General features: G+C 61.6%; 16 protein-coding genes. 7 read left to right on the plus strand and 9 right to left on the minus strand.

Going from position 1 to position 21991, the window contains the following annotated elements; translation table 11 throughout:
• Positions 1-13: 13 nt before the first annotated feature.
• From AC0IYS_RS16930 to AC0IYS_RS16940, 3 genes are read right to left on the minus strand one after another with little or no spacing between them, the layout of a single operon-like run.
• Positions 14-856 carry a hypothetical protein gene (locus tag AC0IYS_RS16930; RefSeq protein ID WP_471706257.1) on the minus strand — a complete coding sequence of 281 codons (843 nt, stop codon included), beginning with the start codon at positions 854-856 and terminating at the stop codon, positions 14-16.
• Positions 857-874: 18 nt separating this feature from the next.
• Positions 875-1660: a hypothetical protein gene (locus AC0IYS_RS16935; protein ID WP_471706258.1), complete on the minus strand. Its 786-nt coding sequence runs from the start codon at positions 1658-1660 to the stop codon at positions 875-877.
• Positions 1657-2760 (minus strand): sialidase family protein, encoded by a 1104-nt coding sequence (locus AC0IYS_RS16940; RefSeq protein WP_471706259.1) that lies wholly within the window; start codon positions 2758-2760, stop codon positions 1657-1659. The genes AC0IYS_RS16935 and AC0IYS_RS16940 overlap by 4 nt, the downstream gene beginning before the upstream one ends.
• 424 nt (positions 2761-3184) lie before the next feature.
• On the opposite strand from AC0IYS_RS16940, the gene AC0IYS_RS16945 reads away from it, so the two are divergent.
• From AC0IYS_RS16945 to AC0IYS_RS16960, 4 genes are read left to right on the plus strand one after another with little or no spacing between them, the layout of a single operon-like run.
• Positions 3185-6025 carry a type VI secretion system Vgr family protein gene (locus AC0IYS_RS16945; RefSeq protein ID WP_471706260.1) on the plus strand — a complete coding sequence of 947 codons (2841 nt, stop codon included), beginning with the start codon at positions 3185-3187 and terminating at the stop codon, positions 6023-6025.
• The gene (locus AC0IYS_RS16950; protein ID WP_471706261.1) at positions 6015-6983 is read left to right on the plus strand and encodes a hypothetical protein; all 969 of its coding nucleotides are present in this window, start codon (positions 6015-6017) and stop codon (positions 6981-6983) included. Before AC0IYS_RS16945 ends, AC0IYS_RS16950 begins: the two co-directional genes overlap by 11 nt.
• A 19-nt stretch (positions 6984-7002) precedes the next feature.
• Complete coding sequence (locus tag AC0IYS_RS16955; protein ID WP_471706262.1) at positions 7003-9999, plus strand: T6SS effector BTH_I2691 family protein; 2997 nt, start codon at positions 7003-7005, stop codon at positions 9997-9999.
• 39 nt (positions 10000-10038) lie between these two features.
• Positions 10039-11010 carry a DUF6708 domain-containing protein gene (locus tag AC0IYS_RS16960; RefSeq protein WP_471706264.1) on the plus strand — a complete coding sequence of 324 codons (972 nt, stop codon included), beginning with the start codon at positions 10039-10041 and terminating at the stop codon, positions 11008-11010.
• Between the two features lie 787 nt (positions 11011-11797).
• Here AC0IYS_RS16960 and AC0IYS_RS16965 read toward each other — a convergent pair.
• From AC0IYS_RS16965 to AC0IYS_RS16990, 6 genes are read right to left on the minus strand one after another with little or no spacing between them, the layout of a single operon-like run.
• Entirely contained in the window at positions 11798-13810 is a 2013-nt protein-coding gene (locus AC0IYS_RS16965) for a phospholipase effector Tle1 domain-containing protein (RefSeq protein WP_471706265.1), read from the minus strand.
• A complete protein-coding gene (locus tag AC0IYS_RS16970; RefSeq protein WP_471706266.1) occupies positions 13800-14288 on the minus strand; it encodes a hypothetical protein in 489 nt (162 codons plus the stop codon). Before AC0IYS_RS16970 ends, AC0IYS_RS16965 begins: the two co-directional genes overlap by 11 nt.
• Before the next feature lie 53 nt (positions 14289-14341).
• Positions 14342-15229 (minus strand): DUF4123 domain-containing protein, encoded by an 888-nt coding sequence (locus AC0IYS_RS16975; protein WP_471706267.1) that lies wholly within the window; start codon positions 15227-15229, stop codon positions 14342-14344.
• A gap of 2 nt (positions 15230-15231) precedes the next feature.
• Positions 15232-15447, minus strand: a complete 216-nt coding sequence (locus tag AC0IYS_RS16980) for a hypothetical protein (protein WP_471706268.1) — start codon at positions 15445-15447, stop codon at positions 15232-15234.
• 2 nt (positions 15448-15449) lie between these two features.
• Positions 15450-18305, minus strand: a complete 2856-nt coding sequence (locus tag AC0IYS_RS16985) for a type VI secretion system Vgr family protein (protein ID WP_471706269.1) — start codon at positions 18303-18305, stop codon at positions 15450-15452.
• Complete coding sequence (locus tag AC0IYS_RS16990; protein WP_471706270.1) at positions 18302-19126, minus strand: hypothetical protein; 825 nt, start codon at positions 19124-19126, stop codon at positions 18302-18304. Before AC0IYS_RS16990 ends, AC0IYS_RS16985 begins: the two co-directional genes overlap by 4 nt.
• Positions 19127-19359: 233 nt before the next feature.
• Between AC0IYS_RS16990 and AC0IYS_RS16995 the strand changes: the two genes are divergently transcribed.
• The 3 genes from AC0IYS_RS16995 to AC0IYS_RS17005 are packed head-to-tail and all read left to right on the plus strand — an operon-like array spanning position 19360 to position 21966.
• Complete coding sequence (locus AC0IYS_RS16995) at positions 19360-20205, plus strand: M15 family metallopeptidase (protein WP_471706271.1); 846 nt, start codon at positions 19360-19362, stop codon at positions 20203-20205.
• 9 nt (positions 20206-20214) lie between these two features.
• Positions 20215-20484, plus strand: coding sequence for a PAAR domain-containing protein (locus AC0IYS_RS17000; RefSeq protein ID WP_471706272.1), 270 nt, complete (start codon positions 20215-20217; stop codon positions 20482-20484).
• A 36-nt stretch (positions 20485-20520) separates the two neighbouring features.
• Positions 20521-21966, plus strand: coding sequence for a hypothetical protein (locus tag AC0IYS_RS17005; protein WP_471706273.1), 1446 nt, complete (start codon positions 20521-20523; stop codon positions 21964-21966).
• Positions 21967-21991: the final 25 nt, after the last annotated feature.

Below are 21991 nucleotides of genomic sequence, written 5' to 3' on the forward strand. Positions count from 1 at the left end.
CCCTGAAGACGGGTCAGTCGGCGGCGGCGCCGGGAACTATCGGATGCGAGGCCATGTATTGCGGGGCGCCGGCGCCGGCGCTCATCAGCCAGGCGGTGAACAGCAGGAACACCACCACCATCGCGAACAAGGTCGATACGCGGCGGCTGTCGGCCGGCTGCTCGAACACCGGCGGCTTGCCGTAGCCCACGCCGATGTAATAGGCGGCAAACACGGTGGTCATGTAATGGACGGCGCCGAACATCTCGCCCAGCTCACCCTTGCGCGGGTGGTCGATGACCAGGTGCGACAGCGCCACCAGGGCGATGTAGATCACCGACGCCGACAGCGGCGGCAGGTACAGGCCGAAGCTTTCAACAAAGCGCTGGATGCCCGGACGCTTGCGCGCCAGCAGCGGCAGGATGATGTTGTGGGTCAGGCCGACGATGGCGATGACCTTCAGCAGCACGGCCTTGTGCAGGCTGGCGTTGCCGACGGCAAGGTTGTGCAGATTGGTCTCGGACTGGCGGTTATGGGCCAGGAAGTATTCCGGCGAGGCGATGTGCAGGATGCGCTGGAACCAGCTGATTTCCTCCAGCGCGGCAAGCGCCACCAGCGCCGTCAGGCCGACGAAGGCCAGTAGTTGCAGGTTGATCTTCGGCGTGCGCTGCCATTGTTCGACGGCGAGGAAGCCGAGCATGCCGGCGGTGACGGTGAAGCACAGGAACTGCATCCACTCGACGATGCCATCCTCCACCACCAGGCGCCACAGCGCGCTCTGGTCGCCCTTCCACAGGATCGCCAGCGCCATCACGAAGATATTGACGACGACCCCGACCGCGATCACCGGGTGAACATACCACTTGTTCTTTACCATGCATTGCTCCATTGCTGATTAAATTTGTTCATTGCCGACCGCGTGCGCGAGCACCGGTTCCGGGATCGGCGAGCTGTCCGGCTCGGCCAACGGCGACACCAGCTCGGCGCGGCGGGCGGCGCGCTGGCGCACCAGCGCCACCATCGTCGACCCCAGCGCCCACGACCACAGCAGCGGGTCGAGCAGCGCATCCCACAGGTTGCCGGACGGCAGGCGCAGCACCGAAAACAGCAGCACAGCGACCAGCAGCGCGGCGGCGCCGGCGACGGCCCGGTCGCGCACGATGGCCAGCGCGCAGGCGATGGCGACCGCGCAAGCGACCAGGGGCGCGGCGACGGCGCCGAAGCCGCTAGAATACAGGCCAAGGGCAAGCACGCCGAAGGCCTCCAGATACAGCACCAGGCCGGCGACGACCAGCGGAACCGCGAGGGCCGGCGGCATGACCAGCAGGACCGGCCGGCCCTGCCAGCGCGCGTGCAGCGACACCAGGCTGAAGCCGGCCAGCAGCGCGCTCGGATATTGGAACACCAGGGTCAGCCAGTAGGCCGGCGACGCCGCGCCGGGCAAGGCCATCACCACCAGCATGACGATGACCACGCCGGGAACGAAGGCCGCGTTGGCCATCGAACGGCGCGGGCGCAGCGCGAACACCACCGGAGACGGCTTGGGGGACAGCTTGGACAGCCACGTCGAAAACAGCGCCGGCTTTAACACCGGCAAGATCGCCAGCAGCATCGCGGCGGCGACCAGCGCCCAGGCCAGGCGCCCGTACACGATCTGCAGGGCGAGATCAGGCAAGCTCATAACGGGTCCTTCCCGGGATGGATTTTCAGGCGGTGGTGCGCGATCGCGCGCCGCTGATAAGTGTAGGTGATATGCAGTTCATCGCCGACTTGATACATCGCCGGATACGAAAACTCGTCGCCGGGCTTGCCGCTGACGATATCGGTCAGCGGGCGCCACGCGTGCGCGTCGGTCGAGATCGACAGTGACAAGATGCTGCGCGCCATTTTGCCGGCGGCGCCGTCGTTGCGCAGCATCAGGAAGCTGCCGTTGGTCAGGCGCAGCACCGCCAGCGCGGTGCCATGGTTGGACATCGGCGTCGCGTCCATGTCGTGCCAGCTGTTGCCGCCGTCGCGGCTGAAGGCTTGCTGCACGCGCCGGTCCTCGCCGGCGTCGCGCATCCACGCGCGCACCTCGGTGGCCGACACCGGCACCAGGGTCGGCTGCAGCGATTGCGTGCGCGCGCCGATGCGCGTCAGGCGCTGCGGCGCGCCGCTGGCGTCGAACGCCATCAGCATCGGATATTTGTTGCCGATTTCAAAATAGGCCGGCAGCCACCAGCCGCCATCGGCCAGCCCGATGGGCGCCGAGCGCACCAGCACGCTGGTATTGAAGACGGGAGACATCGGCAGCACGCGGCGCACGGTGAAGTTGGCGCCCTGGTCGCGCGACTCCATCTGCACGATGCGCGAGGCGGCCCAGCCGCCCAGGCCGGTGGCGACCACGTACAGGTGGACGGTGCCGTCGGTGGCGGTCCAGGCGACCGGGTTGCCGATGCGGCGCACGCCGTGGCCGAGCACGGCGCCGAGCGACGCGCGGCTGGCCACTTCCCAGTTATCGCTCCATTTGCCGTTGGACCAGCGCGAGGCGTAGACCTTGACGTCCGGACCGCTCTCGCGGCTGCCGGCCCACCAGAAGGAAAGCAGATCGCCGCCGGGCAGGCTGGCCAGCGCGCTGGCGTGCGCGGACGGCACGCCCTTGGGCATCGGAATGATGGCGCGGGACAATTCGGTCAGGGTCGGATCGGTGGGCGCGGCCGTGGATCGGCTGGCGACCGGCTTGCCGCCGGACTGGGCGGTGTGCGACCAGCGCCAAGCTTCGGCCGCCACCGCGGTGGTCACGGCCAGGACACATGCCAGTATGACCAGACCGGCTGCCCGCTGTAAAGGTGGGCGCGAAGCTCCCATTCCGTCTCCAAGAGATCGGGACATGAAGGAAGCACGTGCAATGATCCTCTTGCCCTAAATTAACAACCCTCCGCGCTCGCCTTGCGGCGGGCGGCAAGCACTACCATGATTTCGCCGCGAATGCATTGACGAATCCGGTATCGTACATGAAAACACGAAAGAAATGTTAGAGCATGGCACTTCTCACGGCGGCCCCGCCGGGCGGCTGCGGTGCTTTGACTTGTCTTGCGCGCCCTCCGATTGGGTCGCCAATCGAATCGCTCTTGTCAAACAGTACTTTCTAGGGTGTAATCTTGCATGGATTATATCTAGCCCGGCGTTGGCGGTCCCAGCGCGGCATATCTGGAGTGGAAGTAACATGTCAGAACCGGTTTCGTCGCAAAACAGCTCGCCCGCCTCATTGCTCGCGGGCTTCACGCAAAGCACGCGGATACTTAAGCTCACCACGCCGCTGGGCGCGGACGTGCTGCTGGCCGAGTGCGTGCGCGGCGAGGAAGGCATCGGCACCGGCTTCAGCTTCAAGATCGCCTCGCTGTCGACCGACGCCGCCATTTCGCTCAAATCGCTGATCGGCCAGCCGGTCCTGCTGGAATTGATGACGGCCGCCAGCCGCGACCAGCTGCGGCCGTTCCACGGCCACGTCACCGCCATCGACATGGCCGGCGCCAACGGCGGCTTCGCGCGTTACAACCTCACCGTCGAACCCTGGACCGCCTTCCTCGCGCGTGGACGCGACAGCCGTATCTTTCAGGATATGACGGTGTTCGACATCCTCGACACCGTCTTCGGCGCTTACCAGGGCCAGGGCAAGCTGGCGCCGGCGTGGCGCTTCGACATCCTCGACCGCGCCGTCTATCCCAAGCGCAGCATCACCACGCAGTACCAGGAAAGCGACCTCGCCTTCGCCCGGCGGCTTATGCACGAGGAAGGCCTGTTCGATTATTTCGAACACAGCGGCGACGCTGCCAGTCCCGGCCTGGGCAGCCACACGATGGTCATCGCCGACCACAACGGCAGTTTCAAGCCCAACGCACAGGCCAGCATCGCCTTCAGCCAACCCGGCGCGACCATGCAACAAGATACGCTGGACCGCTGGCGCACCGAGCTGCGCCTGCAAACCAACGCCATTGAGCTGAGCAGCTGGGACTACCGCTCGCTGGACACCCGTCCGGTTGGCGCCGCCAGCGCGGACGGCGGCGACGGCGCGCCGCTGGTCAGCCGCGACGCGCCCGGGGCCTACGCCTACCAGTCGCGCGAACAAGGCCAGCGCATCGCCGACAACCAGTTGCAGGCGTTCGAGGCCAGCAAGGAAATCCATGTCGGCGCCGGCACCGTGCGCACGCTCTCGCCCGGCACCACGTTCGCCCTCACCGGCCAGGCCCAGTTCGATCTGGCCGGCAGCGACGACGAGCGCAGCTTCCTGGTGGTGCGCACCGTGCACCTGATGCACAACAACCTTAGCGCCGACCTGAAGTCGAGCCTGATGCAGCGGATCGGCCAGGGCCTGCTCGACGCCCTGATCGGCGAGGAGGAAAAGACCAGCCTGCACGCCGTGGGCAAAGCCATGGGCGAGCGGCCTTTGTACCGCAACCGCATCGACGCCATCCGCAGCAATATCCCATACCGCTCCATCGGCACGGACGCCCACGGCCAGCTGCTCCATCCGCGCCCAACCATCCACGGACAGCAGACCGCCATCGTGGTCGGCCCGCCCGGCGCGCCGATCCACACCGACCGCGATCATAGGGTCAAAGTGCAGTTTCACTGGCAGCGCGGCGCGCAAAGCCATAGCCGACTTCAGCATCCGATGCCCGACGGCCACACCGGCGCGCCCGGCGACGACCAGGCCGGCACTTGGGTGCGTGTAGCGACCCCGATGGCGCCGGTAGCCGGCGCCAACTGGGGCAGCAGCGCCCTGCCCCGCATCGGACAGGAAGTGCTGATCGATTTCCTCGAAGGGAACATCGACCGCCCGGTAGTGCTGGGAACCGTCTATAACGGACGCGGCCAAGCCGATGCCCAGCACAATCAGGTGGCCGGCGGCGCCGGCGTGGCGACCGGCAACGCGCCCGCCTGGTTCCCCGGCGAGGCCAGCGGCCACGCGCATCCGGCGGCACTGTCGGGCATCAAGACGCAAGCGATCCAGTCCAGCCAGGGCGGCAGTGGCGCGTACAACCAGTTGGTGTTCGACGACAGTCCAGGGCAGTCGCGCTTGGGGCTGCAGCGCCACGCCACCGCGCACCAGGGCACGGCCGAGTTGAATCTCGGCCACCTGCTGCACCAGAGCGACAACCAGCGCCTTAAGGCGGCCGGCTTCGGCGCCGAGCTCAAGACCGAGCACAGCATCGCCGTGCGCGCCGGCAAAGGCGTGCTGCTTTCAAGCGACGCGCGCGGCAGTGCGACCGGCAGCCAGATGGATTCGAAGGAAGCCATCACACAGCTGGAAGAGAGTTTTCAGCTGCAAACCGATTTGGTCGAGATGGCGCAGAAACATAACGCGAAACTTAAGGACGAACCGGCACCGGCGGAACTGCTGTCGATCAAACAGGTGAAGCATGTAGGTGAAGTGCTGAGTGGAACGGATGGCGGATCGTCCTCCGACTCCGGCGGCCAATCCGAAGCGCTCAAGGCCGCCGCATACACCGAGGCCCATGCGCAACTTTCGAGCCCGACCGGGATCGTGGCGGCGACGCCGGCCAACGCCCTGCTCGCCTCCGGCAAAACCGGCAATCTGAGCGCCGGCCACGACATCAACTTCGCGGCCCAAGGCAATAAATTCCATGCGGTGGCAGCAGGCATCGGCCTATTCACTTATGGCAAGGCGACCAACGCTGAAAAACCAAACAAGGAACTCGGTATTCGTTTGCACGCGGCCAGCGGCAAGGTCAGCGCTCAAAGCCAGTCGGACGAAACGAAGCTCACTGCCGACAAAGCGGTGACCGTGACCAGTGTGGGGAAAAGCATCACTGCCAGCGCCAAGCAATATCTTGCGCTGACCTCCCAAGGTGCTAGCCTGAAGATGGAGGGTGGCAATATTATGCTTCACGGCCCGGGTACGATCACCTTTAAAGCAAGCGCCAAGGAGCTGACCGGGCCATCAAGTTCGTCCAGCAAGTTGAAGTTGCCGGCCGTCGGCAAGCTGGCTGAATGCTCATCAGCACAGTCGGATGCCGCCACGGGGGGCGCAAGTGCAATCTAAGCTCGCTCAGCTACGTGCGAGCATCGATCCTGTTACACCGCTGTTTGTGCTGGTCGATCCGATGGTTGGCGAGCCCCTGCCCGGCATCAGCACCTCCGCGCCTGGATCAGACGCGACTGATCAACGCATGCAAGGTTGGGGGCGCGACATCGTCCCGGTGGAGCTTGCCAAGAGCATTGCGCTGCCCGCGCATCAACATCCTTACCTGATTCAACTGCTGGGACCGGACGACCCGCTGCTGGAGGTCACACTCGCCATCGCAGAAGAAGAGCGCCTCGCGTCGCAGTCTGGCGGACTCGATGGAACAGGCCGCTCAGCCCATCGCATCGGCGGCTGGCTGCAAAGCAGCATGCGCTGGCCGGAGCTCGGAGCGCTTGTTGCGGCAATGTGCCGAGTCAACACCGATGCGAACACCAAGGCGACTTACTTGCGCCTGGGCGATCGCCGGGTGCTTGATCTCTTATGCCACGTCGCCGGCCAAAGCCGTGTCGCCGTGCAATTCTGTCGCCTTCAGAGCTGGACCTATTTGAAAGCGGATGGCGATCTGTGCCTGCTGCAATCGCCTGGCGAGCATCGCGAGCGACTACGCCTGGACGAGACTGAATGGCAAAGGATGCTTGGCGGCGAAATGCTGCATCGAGCGATCGCCCATTACCTAGGGGAGACGACCTTTACCGATGCCATGATAGCGCCGCCGACCTACTCCTCCGCCGAAACGGCGCGCCGCCTCGCCGCAGACGCGGCGCTCCGATGGCCGCATCGTTTCAAGAGCGACGTCGATGACACCGTATGGGGTGCGCTGGCGATGTGGCGGCCATCGATGGCGAAGCTGCGGGCGATCCGAGAACTGCTGGACGACCCAGGTTCGGAAAGCGAGCCTGCCGAGCCGGTGAGCTTTTTGCACCGCGACCTCATCACATTAATACAACAGGCGGAGAAAACCGCCCGATTTGATTGAACTAAGGATTTAGATACACATGGCCACGACTACCGGTTGCGACGTATGCAAAAAAAGCTCGCTCTCGCTGCTGCTGCTACGCCCTAGCCCCATCTCCAAAAGCCCTCTGCTACTCGCCCCTGGCTCGCAGAGCGTTGCCGCCGAACCGGCGTCTGTCGCCGGCCTGTTGCCCTCTCGCCTGCCAACCGAGGCCCGCTTTGGACTGCGCCTGCTGCGCGCGGGCTATGTGCACGTCTACATTCCCAACCCTCCACCCCGAATGACGCACTGGCGGGTCTACCGGGTGACCGAGCAGGCCGATATCCTCCCGCAGGAACATGCGTTGTTTGACCAGCCGAGCGAGCCCTTCGCCTGCGAGCGACCAGTCCACATCGCGACAGGCATGAAGGTACTGAGCATCCCTCAAGCTGACAAGATCGCTGAGATCTGGATCGCATACAGCGCCAACCTTTGGAACGACACGTTGCGCAAGAAAAACGGTGGTGACGCAAAAGTGATGCAGCAGGTCTCCCTGAGGGCGAACGGACCGAACACTTTCACTCCGACCGCGCAAAAACTCAAGGCCCAAGTGCTGGAGTGCGCGTTGACCTCTTACATTATGGACGGCTCAGCGGAGCAAGACTTTGCGTTTAATAGCGTGGCGAGAAGCGTCGATGAGTTGGCGGGTGGATTGACGGCCGCTGCTGCGAAGCATGCGAAGACTGCCGGTAAAGAATTGGCGGTGGTTTTGCGCGACCCCATTGGCATTACTGCCGAACTGAACGCCCTTCGGGTCCGTCGCAACGAGCCTGTCAAACGGGAATTTGCGAAACCCGAAATCGCACATCCTATTAATAGTTCCAATGTAGTTCTAGGTCTGAAGAAATCTCAAGTTGATGCTGCAGACGCCGAAAGTTTTGAGGAAGTTACGCCGTTAACCACCATGCGGGCCTTCAAGAATCAAAAGTGGCCGGATGGAACCACTGGCCGGGTGCTCACGACTGCCGAAGCGAATGCGCTGCTTACAGAACCAGGCTTTCGGTTAGCCCCATTTATGCGCAAAGCCATCCTTGATAAAGAGCAAGTTGTGTGGCTTTTTTATCCTAACCATGCGAACCGGCTCCGGGAGTGGACTGAGAAAAAAGCAGCGAAAGGCTGGTCAAAATTTTCGAAATACGTTGACGAAGAGGCGCGATCGAACTGGGTAAACAACTTCAACCAGCGGATGAAAGTCGAGCACTACGATCCACTTCGAAAAATGGAAGAGGACTGGTTCTCGGCCGCTGAAGACGCACAAACGCTGATGTACTTTGCTCGTCATTTCGATCCCCAATCCGAAGTGTCCGCTTCGAATCCTGGCCTCGACAGCGTGATTTACGCCCATGAAAACCATTTGATTCATACGCCTGCACCAATGACCGCCGGTTCGGTAACCGAGCGTTATGTCGCAATGCTCGATCGACCCATTACAGAAGCGGATGCTTCGGCCGTACGGGCTACTATCGGTAATAAGGAAAATTTGGTAGTGGCTGCGCTTGCCCAATTAAATGGCGATCCTGGTGGTGACGGCATGCGCGACAAAACGTTCGATATGCTGAAGGGATATAGCGAACTTGTAAGATCAGACCGCGTCATGCAATCGCACGGCTGGATCGGTCACGCGTTGGCGCTATACAGCGTTGGACAAATTACAGCGTTGACGGGAGCGGCGATGTCGATAGCTTCTACTCACCCTATCGCAGCAAAGGCCCTCGAAAAATTACAGACGTTGATGAAATTCCAGAAATTGTTGGAATACGCCGTGGAAGGCGCACTTAAGGGTGATGCGCCGAAGCTGCCCGTTTTGATCAGGATGAACGTCAGTCCTGACGAGGCACTCGCGATTATGGCAGCCCGCCAAGGTCAGAATGTGGGTATAACGAAAACCAGAATCGAAGAGCATCGAACTGCTGGCAAGATGGTGACCTTGACTCTGCTTACCGATACAGAGGCAATCAAGGCTTTCGGGGGTGACGTTCCTTCAATGACAACATCCTCCGCCAATGGCAAGGTAAAAATGGGAACCGGCGGCACCAATGCAGCAACAAAATCAGCGATGGGAAAAGCCCCGATTCTTTCCAAACAAGCCTTTCTAGATTTATATCAGCGTCAAGCGAGCATGGCAGGGAAAGCCTCGAACATGATCCGTAACGCCATTCCCGCGATGAACAGAACAGCCACCGGGGCCAATCTATTGGAATTATCAAAAAGCTTAGACGGAAGACTAGCTCTTGGAAGCATGGTGATCCAGACTATAGGCATGTGGTATGGGATGGCGGCGTTAAGTAAGGCAGACACCGACAGCGCGAGGCTAGACGCGACGTATGGACTACTGGATAGTATAGTGGGCTTTAGTGGTGGCGCACTGCAGATGTTCGGGGCATACGGACAGATTTACCTGACGCGCAAAGTTGGGACCCACGCAGCCGAAGCGGCAATTGAGAAAAGCATGGGACTCGGAGCCATGCGATTTCTTGGAGGAGTAACCGGCATCGCCGGAGGGTATATCAATATGGTCGCCTCGTATAAGAAGCGAAATGATCAAGCAGACGCAGGCAATACCACCGCTAGCCGGCTCTACCTGCTGTCGGCAGGCGCCTCTTTCGGGACAATGGTCTCTGCCAGCGTCATATCCACGGGCTATGTCGCAAGCAGCCTTTCGGCACGAGCTATAGGCGGCGCCGTCGTCCGAACGGTTGGGGTTCGCTTAGGCGCCAATGCCGTCTTGGCGACCGTAGGCGGAGTGGCATTAACCGCATCTGGCGTCGGATTGGTTTTGCTCGGTGCAAGTGTGGCTTTTCAGGTCGGCGCGATTATCCTCACACCCACCGACCTACAAGTTTGGCTAGCCCGAAGCTATTTTGGATTAGATGGCGGCATCATTTTCAGTGGAAAACGAGATGACATGTTTCCCAAGGGAGATTGGCCAGCCGAGAAAGCGGCGCTCGAAAAAGTCATCGAACAGTCACGGATAGAGGCGGAAAAACAAAAATCTTGACAGTAAGACCCACCGTCTAAAAATAGCAAGGAAAATATTTTGAGTTCTTCAACTTCCAAAAATAAATTATCAGGCGTGGTAACGACCTACAAAAAGGGCACTCAAGCATCCACCTCTGCAATCGCACTTAACCTCATAAAGAAGGAATTCCCTGATTCAATTGAATACAAGGGGAGCGCCGATGGAAGTAGAGGAATGGTAGCTTTCTTCGGTTCATTGCTCTTAGTGGGGGTAGGTTGTGCAGATTTCATGTTTATTGACGGGCTGATTAAGAGATTTTCTTGGTTTGACTTTATCGTGACGTTTGCCATATTGGCAATTGGCAATACGATTGCGTTTTTTGTTTTCTTAAAGGCATTACGTACCGAATTTTTTCGCCCTATTGACGAGCCAATAATCTTTGATCGAAAAAACAGAAAAATTTACAGAATCTTGAGTGAGACTAAACCCGGATGGAGAGGATTGTTGGCATCGTGGCCACTCAAAGTAGTAATGCATGATTGGGATCTAGTGAAGGCAGAGCACCACGTGGCCTTCAATGCAGACGGCTCCACACTAAATCGTATGCATGCGCTAGTTTTCAGCGTTCAGAAGAGTGACAGTGATCAAACTATTATCGACAGCTTTATGTTAGGCAATAGTATCTATCATGGTGAGCAGACTGTTCCGGCGGTGTATGAACACGTGCGTAGATTTATGGAAGAAGGCGGTCCGCGCTTGCCACCAGGAGAAATGATCAGAAATATTGAAAAGCCAGCCAGCTTTCTCCAATCTATGGCGCGGTCTGGGCCATACGGTGAAAACTTCAAAAAATGGTGGAAGAACGCGAGATTCTTAACCATTCTTTGGCTATTTTTTTTTCCAATTACAATCCCTATATTTACACTGCTGGGCATATTTTCGTGGCTCAGCTACTCGACATCAACCTCAATAAGTTGGCCCGCTGAAGTGCTTACGGCGATAGGACCTGAGCTAAACGAGAGTAATAATCATGACTATAGTCTCAACTGATAAAACTTTGGGCAGCGCTGATCAGTTAGCTCGTTTATCATGATCCTCGCAGTTGTAATGTTCTTAGGTGCAGGCTTCTTGTTGCGAAAATCAGATTTCCTGTGTGGCGCTTTTAAGCGACGCCATCCTCCGAAGTAGCATGGGTTTTGGCAGTAACTGTCGCTATGAGTTGGAAGATTTTATTTCTTCCACACGGAACATCGACAAGGTGGCGGCAGCATTAGGGCTCGCGTTACCCATACAAATGGACATTAAATTGACGAAAAAATCCGAGAAGCTAGCTAAGCCGCCCCCCAATTGGAGATTATTATCTCTACGAAGCGGCCCTATGACGAAACTTTGAAGAAGTGTCGCAAAGACGCACGGTTTAGCCTATTTAAGGGATTTCGAGTCCTGAGCCCCAAGAACACGGGCATATTTCGTCCGATAGAATAAATTGAGGCACTGCCCGCTTGGATAGCACTTCAAGCGCGCCATAGTGCCAAGAGACCGAGGCACCGTGCCTGTCGCTGTCAAAGGTCATTTCAACTTTCGGATCACATCCGGATAGTCGGCCAGTACTGTGCTCTCCGGCACCACATCCGCATAACGCTCACTCTCTTCCCAATAACTCCGGCAAGTCGTACAACGGTAAAGACGCGAGTGTAGCTCTAAATTGGTGGCTAACTGCGGAGGCCGGCCGCCCGACTCCCACAGATGCCGGCACGCGGCACAACCTTTAGTTTGCCAAGTCAATATGCTCATTGATGAGTATCGGGCCATATCCTCGGAAGGTTGAAGACCACCATCACTGTCCCCTCACTGTACGCTTAATCCAGTTCATACCCCGGTCGTACAACCTCTCAGCCCCGTCCTCGATATCACCAATTTTTTTAGCCCCAGCAGCGGCCGCATCTCTACCGGCCTTGGTTGTGGCGTTATAGGCGCCCTCCACCGCGTCGGATGCCTCCTGCGCTTTCCGTCGCGCATAGGCCGCAGCCTCTTGCGCCTGGTGCTGGGCGGCCTCGGCAGCGTCATTAGCCGCCTTCGCGGTGGCGTCATACGCCCGCTTGGCCGCTGCTGCCGCCTCATCGGCTTTTTGCCGCGCATAGTCGGCCGCTTCCCGCGCTTTGCGCTGAGTGTAGGCCGCCGCCTCCTCGGCTTTACGTTTGGTGTACGCCGCTGCCTCTTCGGCCTTGCGCTGCGCCGCTTCGGCGGTGTCCTTGGCGGCCTTGGTAGTGGCGTCGACCGCTTCTCCGACCTGCTGTTTGCCGGAGTCGTAGGCATCCCCGACGGTTTTGCTCACGGCATCGCTCTTGGCAACAACCCAATTACCCCATTCGGTCCAGACACTGACGTTCGATTCCCAGACCCCGCGTGGTTTGAAGTAGCTGAACGGCTCGATATTGCCGATGAAGTCGACCTTCGAGTCATGGATGAACGTGGAGACGAAGTTCACCACGCCGTTGTTCGCCGGCTTATCCCAAGCGGACAATTGCCAGTCTTCGGGTTTAATATACTGCGCATAGCTATTGACGGCACTACCGCCAATCCGCAGCCATTCACCGGTTTTAGCCACTTCGCGGTAGCGGTCCACTTCCCATGCCATTCCTTTTGGGCCCAACGATTTAAACGTACTCGCCGCACGGCTGCGAGCGCCCGGCGTTTCGATACCTCGGCGATGTATGGTTCCACTGGCGCTGTAGAACACCTCGAGGTGGCGTTTCATCTGGTTTTCTACTGTCCCACTCATGGCGCCGCAGGCTGCAATATAGTCGCGATATGCAGCCTCCGTGGTTTCCAGACATTCAAACCGCTCAGTGAAGAGCATGTACGTCTTGGCCTCGATCTCCTTATAACTTTTCATGCGGACGCCGTTAAAGACGGCCTCGCGCATCATGTCGCGCATCGGAATTCGAGCGTAATTATTCTTGATGCCTTGGTCGTCCGCAGCATAACCGCCGCCGACATCGGAGTGGACGCCCGGATAAACGTTCTCCACCCACTCGCCGGCCAGCTTCCCATTTTTCCTGATCAGATCCACCGGGAATGCGACGCGCACCTCGTGCGCCGCTATATAGTGAACACAACGTTCTATCAACGGCGAAACGACCAGTTCACGATCACGGAAAGGTAGCTGGACATTGTGCGCAGGAAGTCCGAAAGACGCGACGGTGTCGAAAATGCCGAGGAAGCTGGGGCGCATCGGATAATTTTCGAGCAACAGATCATTGCCGCTTTTCTTGCAGTTCGTGATGATGCGATGGGAAAACGCCCTGGCTAGCGCCGCGCCGCGCGAGAAACCAAAGAAGGACATGTCGATCATTTTGATCAGACGGTGTTTTGCCAGGGCTTCGTGGACCTGCGCCATGCCCTTGGCGCTAGCGGCAGCGGCGTATTTTTCCACCTCAAGGCCTTGCGCTTTCGCCTGCACAAGAAGCGCATCGAACATGCGTTGGTTGACTGCGTCCTCACCCTGCCGAAGCCTGCGCTCGCCACCACCACCAAAGCCTAATCCTTCGATGTGATCTTCGATCCACACCCCGGCGGAATCCAGCCAATTACCAGCCGTGCCGTTGAATTTCGTACCCACGCCGGAGATGTAGACCGGATATACGTTGTCTTGCTGGCGCATGGCCATCAACAGACGTCCGACATTGCTCCATTTCTTGTCCGCGTTATCGGCCTCGCGATTGTTGCCGGTGCCATCAAAGAACAGGCTGATATGCACAACATCGCGACAGTCCTGGAATGGACCTGCCGGTTCATCGGGAACATCGCGGGAAGCAGCCGCTACCGCAGGTATCGCTTCATTTCCCATGCCGATCGTCCATTTTTGCGGCTACCTTTTCACCCCGCGCGGTTGCGCGGGGGAAGTGGGCCGAGGTTACGAGCTCAACTGTGTCGTCAGGATAAATGTGAACAGAGATAAACTTCGCACCGGGTACGATTTCGCTCTGGGTCAGCGCTAAAGCGTTCTTGTTATGAACCGTTTCGCCGTTGCGAGGCGTTCCTTTCGGTCCATCAAGCTTCCACGTGACGACTTTGGGGCCCAGCGTCAACGCAAAGCCGGTTGTCGTGCTTTTGCCGGTCTCTGGATAGGCGCCAGACACCTCGTAGCCGACACCGTCCACGTTCACCGCGAAAATCGGTCGGTCCAGGTAGTTGAACAACACCAAATCCAGTACGACACGCATATCTTTAGCCTCACAAGCGTTAAGTAAAAGAAAACCGCAAGCGGCAAGCATGATCTTGCGCCGCTTTGCTCCAGTAACCTTCGCCATTTTTGTTTTCAACATATTCCAATCCATTATTCAATGGGGGATCGAGATCAGTGGTCGATGCGCACCGACTATTCAGGCATCAGACTCATTGCGGCGGAGAACCGCATTTCGCCGCTTTTCACCCGAGCCAACAGCGCTAACAGGTCTTTATCTTCCCGCAGCCGAGAGCCATAGATCAGCGACACGCAAACGTAATTCACCAAATCTTGCATGGTCTCCAGACCAATTTCCCGCGCGCCTGTCAAAGCCTTCGCCACATAGGAATAGTGGTCTTTCGGCGGAATGTCGTTCAATAAGAATGGCTGGTTCAAGTCGACATAAAACAGCACGTGGTCGGGCAAGCTGGCCTCAACCAAGTCATCTACTTGTCCTTGCCCGAGCATCAATGGTTTTGTCAGGCGAACCGTGGGCGCCTCGCCACCGATTTCGACGGAATGCTGGGTGCCGTCGCGGTCCCAATACCACCAACCAGACAAGCCGCCGAACAACATCTTGCGCTGCTCCTCATCAAGCACCGGGCCTGGTACATGCAAGGTGGCATCGTCCTTTTGGCCGATCAGCGTGCCGAGGATGGCCGGGTCCCAGAAGGCGAAGAACATTTCGGTGCCGTCGGGCAGGCGGATCTCGGCAAACTGCTTTAACTGCTCGAAAAGCACGTCAAACGGCAACCGGCTGGCGATCACGGTCACACAAGGCTGACGCTTGGCTGTGTGGCCGATCCACTCCCAGGCACCGCCGCCTCGCGCAGGACTGGGCAGCGCGACCAGATGGGGCGACTTTTCCGCCAACGGACTGCCCTGCGTGGCGCCCAGCAGGCATTTCACCTCACCGCCGGCTGCCGTCAGCGCACCCGGCAAGTCACTATTCTGCGCGCTGTCAGCGATGGCGTACCAATTCCACTGGGGATGATTTGAAGCCACTGTGGCGAGCGCATCGACATGCTGATACTTTTCCATACTTACACCCACTTATTTATAAAGGCCGTGCGCTGCTTTGCGCGCTTGGCCAGACATTCGATGCACAGCTCCTGTGGCGGCGGCGCGGGCGCCGGCTTGGCAACGCTGTCACCCTCGCCCGCAGAAACGTTCTTCTTTCCGACGCCGAACACTAATAATAGACAACCGGCCGCGCCCAATAGCACGCGCCGGGTAAGCCGTTTAGATGCCTGGATCATGCCTACGACCCCTTGTTAATGAACGCGGTACGCTGCGCGGCCCGCTTGGCAAGACATTCCACGCACACGGATTGCGGCAAAATCGGCAACTTATAGTTGACCTCCTGACCGCCGGAGAAACTCTTCTTCGCCGCGTGAATCGTGATCTTGCCCGGGCACTGGATCGTGATGTTGCCGCCAGTGATGGTGATATTCGCCCCGCCCGCCGTCGACAGGCTGATGCTCTTGGCCGCCGCCCAGTCGATGTGCGCGTTGGCGCTGACGATGTTGACGTCGTCGCGCGCCTGCACGTTGAGCACGTCGCCCTGCGCCTGCAGATCGATCGCATCCTTGGCCGCGATCAGTTGCAGCCCCATGTTGTTCTCGCCGGCCTTGACGGCCCCGCCCAGCATGCCGATGGCCTGGCCGCTGTGCACGCGCATCTGGCCGCCGGTGACGAACTGCGTGTCCTGCCCGCTCATCAAGGTGATGGTCTCGCCGTTGGCCATTTGCAAATTCTGGCCGGCCAGAACGCCCAGCCCGGCCTTGGCGGCGATGGCGATGATGGCGCCGCTCGTGTGCGGCAGCTTGTCGTCGGCCGGCGCGATCGGCTTGTCCGGCGCGTCGGCCTGGGCCGCCTCGATGCTCTCCTGGCTCAACATGCCCGAGGCGGCGGTCAGCATCGCCTTCAATGGCGCGGCCTTCTCGTCGAGCTTGCTGGTGTCGGCCTTGGCCGCGCCCAGATGGCTGGCGTACGCCACCGTCTCGTGCGTCTTTGCCGCGCCGCTGAAGGTTTCACCCAGCTTCACGGCCTGCTTGAGCAACGCCATGCCGGCGACGTTGTCGCCGGCCGGCTCGCGCGCGTCGGCCGCGTGCGTGATCTTGTAGCTCGACACCAACAAGCCGGCGCCGGCGCGCACCGCGCCGTAGCCGTCGGTGCGCAACTCGGCGCCCGTGCCGCGCAGGCTGCCGCGATAGTTGTCGGCCGAATGGATCAGGTGGCCCAGATTCAATTCGCTGGCCGCGTGGCTGCTCTTGAGCTGGATGCGCCCCTGGTTGTCGGTGTCGTCGAACAGTAGCTGGTTGTAGCCGGCGCCGCCGAATTCCTTGCTGCGAATACCCCATTGCGCGGCGCTGTTGCGGTGGCCGGCGGTGTCGGCGGCGGCGCCGTGCCACAGCGGGCTGTTGCCGCCGGCGACGTTGCCCTGCCCCGAGACGCCATGGTCGTGCGCCGACTGGAACACGGCGGTGTCACTGTCGCGGTCGCTCTTGCCGCCCGGCGTGGGCGCTTGGCCGCCCTCGCCCTGCCCGTTGTAGAGCGCGCCGACGATGATGGGCCGGTCGATGTCGTTTTCGAGGAATTGCACCAGCACTTCCTGGCCGATGCGCGGCAGGAACTGGCTGCCCATGCCGCCGCCGGCCGAACGCTGCGCCACGCGCACCCAGCAGGTGGCGCTGGCGTCCTGCTGCCAGTGGTAGCGGATGCGTACCCGGCCCAGCTTGTCGCAATAGATCTCGTCGGCGCCGTTGGCGCTGCTGCCGCCGTCGACGCCGACGACGATGGCGCTCTGGCTGCCGTGCGCGGTCGGTTTCGGGTGGTGGCGCAAGCCGTTCTCGCCCACCACAGGACGCCATGGCGTGTCGGCGGCGATCGCCTCGAAGTGGTTGGCGTAGCCGCTGTCGCTGGCCTGCGCGATGACGGCGGCAAAGTTCTCCGGCTGCTCGCGCAGCGATTCTTCCAGCAATTCCGGTATCGGCCCGAACAATTCCTCCAGGCCCTGTTTGGCCGGCGTCGGCAGATTGTTCACGCCCACGCTGACCACGCGCAACACCACGTAGGCCGCCTCGGCTTCGCCGCCGGCCAGCGGGCCTTGCGTCAACGTGAAGCGAGTGCCGGGGCGCAATGTGCGCACCGTCGAGCGCGCGTCCCACAGGTGACGGCGCGCTTCGTTGGCCTCCATTTGCAGCAGAGCGTAGCGCTGCGCCTGCGCGCCGTCGGCGAAGAAATACTGGCCGGGCGTGTCATAGCTTTCCAGCATTGGCGCGTTGGCGCCGCCGATCGGCTGATTCGTTGGCACGCTGGCGCTGACGGCGCTCTTGGCCTTGTAGTCGTAGCTCAGAACGGTGCTGAGCGCGGCGCGCAGGCTGCGGTGGGCGCGCAGCGCCTGGATGGTGTCAAACGATTCACCGACGCGCGCGCCATGGAAGCGGATGCCGCCGCCGGCCGCGCTGCTGGCGTCCTCGGGCGTGGCGCTGGTTTCGACGCTATTGGCGAACAGCACCATGCCGTGGCCCTCGCCGGTTTCCTCGAAGCGCCAGGCCAGGCCTTCTTCGGTCAGCAGCCGGGTGATGAAGTCGAAATCGGATTCGCGGTACTGGCAGCAATAACTGCGCGCGCCGGCGGCGGCCATGAACGGCGCCGTCTCGTCGCTCCAGCGCCACACCGCCAGCGGCGCGTGCTCCTGGAACACCGCCTCAACGATCTCGATGACGGTTTTGTCTTGCCATACGCGGCTGTTGCGCACCTGGCTCAGGCGCCACAACCACGGCGTCAGGCGCAGGCGGTAGCGCGCCAGGCCGCCGAAGCTGCCCAGCATCGCCGCCTCGCTGACCAGGCCACTAAAGCGGGCGCGGGTGCCGTCGGCCAGGCTGGTTTCCAGAGTGGCCGGCTTGCCCAGCAAGGGCGCCAGGTCGATGTGGGCGTCGGTCGACAGCGCGATGATGTCGCGCGCGCCAATCGCCTGCAAGCCCTCGTCGGCGGCGAAAGCCTCGACCATCAGGTTCGGGCCGTCGTCGCCGAAGCTGAGCGCGTACAGCCGGGTGGCGCTGGTGAATTCCGCCAGCGCGCCGACAACCTGATCCACCAACGAAAAGCTCATCGCGCCACCTTGCAGTCGCCGGTTTTGGTACGGCCTTCGCAAATGCGCGCGCGGCATTCTGCAGCCTTGGTCTTGCCGAACTTTTTGCACTGGGCCAGCTGTTCTTTCACGCTGAGCTTGGGCTTCTTGGGCGCTTCGGCCTTCTCGGCGGCCTGTGCGTGCGCGACCAGTGCCGACAGCAGGGCGATATCGCTTTCCTGTTCGGGCGTGGTGGCCGGTTCGGCCGGGGCCTTCTTGGCTTCCTTGGGCGCCGGCTTAGGCTTGGGCTTGGGCACCGGCTTGGCCGCGCTTTTCGCTGGCGCCGGGGATGCGCCCGACGGCGTCTCCAGCGCTTTGCTGAGCACATCGTGGCCCGGCTTGGCGGCCGGCTGTCCACCGGCGTTGAGCATTTCGCTCAGGCTTTCCTGCTTCACGGGCGCCTGCTGGGCGGCTTTTTCGTCGTTGATGACGGCCGCCGGCGCGGCGGACGCCAACACTTCGTCGGCCGACACCTCGGCGGCGGCGGCCGGCGCGGGCGCGGCTGCGGATGCTGGCGCTGGCGCTGGCGGCTGATCCTTGCTGGCCGCCGCGACCGACGTCATCACTTCGTTGTTCGCGGTCTCGCGCGTCACCCATATGCCCATGCCTACCGCCGCCGCCAGCAAGGCGACGCCCAATCCCACCACCACCGGGCGCGTGCGACCGCGCTTGGCGGCCGGCTTGGCTGCGCCACCGCCGGACTCAAGCGTGGATAATATGCGGTTGCGGTCCGCCTCTTCCTGCTGCGCCGGGGTCAACAAACTCGGCCGCGAGGACTTGGGACTCTCATCTTTTCGTTGCAAAATACGAACTCCTGTCAGTTATTGCAATACTTTACTATATTCAACAGCGATGCGACGCATGTTAGAACGTTAACTGAACGCGCACTCAACCTGCGCACAATTGAACGGAATAGTCATCCCATTATCAGACTAGTAAGATATACTCTCAAGCAATAATTAATCTAGCGGTAAAGAAAGTTTATAAAAGTGGCCGCCGCAAGGCGCCGATGAACGTTGTCCGGGTTGAGGTAGTCGTGTTTTTACTGGCGGTGGTGCTCTATTTTCTGCTGGCTTGCCTGATCAGCTGGCTGGTGCTGTTCCCGGCCGGCCGTGCCTACGTGTTGCAGCGCGCGGCGCAAGCCGAATCCGCGCTGCACCGGCGCTTTGCCGGCATCAAGCGTCGGCAGACGGCCGGCGCCGAGGTGTTGCTGCAGTCGGGCGCCGCCTCGGCGCAGGGCGTGGCCGCGTTCGCCAAGCGCCACTACCTGCTGTGTTTGGCAGGACTCTTGCTGCTCAGCCTGCCGCCGACCCTGGCCTTCCTGGTAAGCGGCAAGAATATGCTGGGCGGCTACGACGTCTCGACGCGCGAGGTCAACACACAGGTGGCGGAATTGTTGCAGGGCGAGGAACTGGTGCCGCCGGTGGCGCTGCCGCCGACCGTGTTCGCCACGGCCGAAATCGAGCGCGAGCGTCCGATGCTGGTCTCGGCCAGCCGCAACTGGTCGCTGATGAATCAAGAGTACACGCAACGTTTGTTAACAGTATTTAAGATAATGAAAGAGCAACACGGTTATGATATGGCGATTCTGGAGGGCTACCGCAGTCCCGAGCGTCAGAACATGCTGGCTGGGATGGGCAGCAATGTCACCAACGCGGCCGCCTTCCAGAGCTGGCACCAGTATGGCCTTGCTGCCGACTGCGCCTTCCTGCGCGACGGCAAGCTGGTGATCTCGGAGAAGGATCCGTGGGCCATGCGCGGATACGAACTGTACGGCCAAGTGGCCGAGTCGGTCGGCCTGACCTGGGGCGGCCGCTGGAAGATGATGGATTTCGGGCACACCGAGTTGCGCGTGCCCGGCGTAATGAAACGAAAAGGTTAAGGAGACGACATGGCTGGTCCGGTGATACGGTTGGGAGACAAGACGTCGCACGGCGGCGTGGTGGTGAGCGCGTCGATGTTGAGCGACAGCGGCGGCATTCCGATCGCCCGCGTCGGCGACATGGTGGTGTGCCCGATTCCCGGACACACGCCGGGCGTGATCGTCAGCGGCGACTCGACCATGATCGTCGACGGCATGCCGGTCGCCCGCGACGGCGACAAAACCAGTTGCGGCGCCAGCCTGATCGCCAGCCAGCAGGCAACCAAGGACCAGGTCTAGACGCATGCACAGTATTCACATGGACGGGCGCCGCTGATGCGCCCCTGGCTCAGTCGTAGCCTGATCGTCGCCGCCACCTTCGCCGCCTGCTGGCTGGGTGCGGTATGGTACTGGCGCGAGACGCGCCGCATGCCCGGCACCGACGATCTGGTGATCTATCTGCTGCTGTTGCCACTGCTGCTGTTGCTGCTGGTGTGGGGCGGGCGCAAGCTATTGGCCGCCGGCACCAGTGCGGCCGCCGCATCCGCCGCCGCTGCGGCCAGCGCCGCCGACGCCGCCGCGCAAAGCGCCCCGGCCGCGCTCCCGGTCGCCGCGCTGACGGTGCTGGCCGGCGCGCTGCGCATGCCCCATGGCGACAGCGCCGCCCGGCTGGCCGACGCGCTGTTGTCGCGCAAGGCCAACCTCGCCCTCGACCCGGAACTGGTCGACGAGAGCGGCTACCCCATCCTCAGCGGCCGGATCGACGACGTCGATGTCGCCGCCCAGCAAGAGGAAATGGCCGACTGGCTGCGCGCCCACCATCCGGAACTCGACTTCGTCGACGAGCAATGGCGCGCGCTGGCGCTCGGCAGCGTCGTGGCCGCCGACCTGGCCGCCGAACTGGGCCCGCATCCGGCCCTGCCCGCCTACCTGGACGCCGTCGCCGACGGCAAACCGTTGCCGCCGCTGCCGGCGCTGCACGTGGTCACCCTGCTGCCGTCCGAATGGACGGACACCCAGCGTGCCGCCGCGTCCGGGTGGCTGCGGCACATCGTCGCCCGCCACGGCTGGCCGCAAGCCCGCCTGGCGCCGCCGCTGGTGGCCGCGCACGCCCAGCCGGCGCTGCAGCTGATCCGCCAATTGGCAATCCAGGCGCGGCAGGAGGAGCAACCGTTGCTGTGCCTGGTGATGGCGTGCGGCTCGCGCATCGGCGCGGCCAGCGTGCAGGACTGGGCAGACAATTTCATGCTGTTCGACAGCAACCATCCGCAGGGACGCATCCCCGGCGAAGGCGCGGCCGGCCTGCTGCTGGCCGACGCCGCCCAAGGCGCCCTGTTCGACGCCGCCGACGCCGCGTTGTTATATCCCGCCAGCAGCGCGCTGCGCGCCGCCTCGGCCGACACCAAGCCGCGCGGTGACACCAACCTGCTGGCCGAGTTGGCGACGCAGGCGATCGCCACCGCCGGCGTCAACCCCGCCGACATCGGCGTGCTGGCCGCCGACAGCGACCAGCGCGTCGGCCGCATGACCGAATTGCTGGGCATGGCCAGCGCCACCCTGCCCGAGCTCGACCTGGGCAGTCAGGTGCTGTCGGTCGGCGCGGCCTGCGGCGACGCCGGCAGCGTCTCGATCATTGCCGCGCTGGTGCTGGCGCAGCAGCAGGTGCGCGACGGCAAAGGCCCGGCGCTGTGCGTGACCAATCTCGATCCATTCCACCGCGGCGCCGTGCTGCTGGCGCCGCAAGCAGATACGGCCGCCGCGCCGGAAACAGCCACGGCATGAACCATTTCACTCAACCCAAGTACGC

The sequence above is a fragment of the Duganella sp. AC237 genome (genome assembly GCF_979254035.1).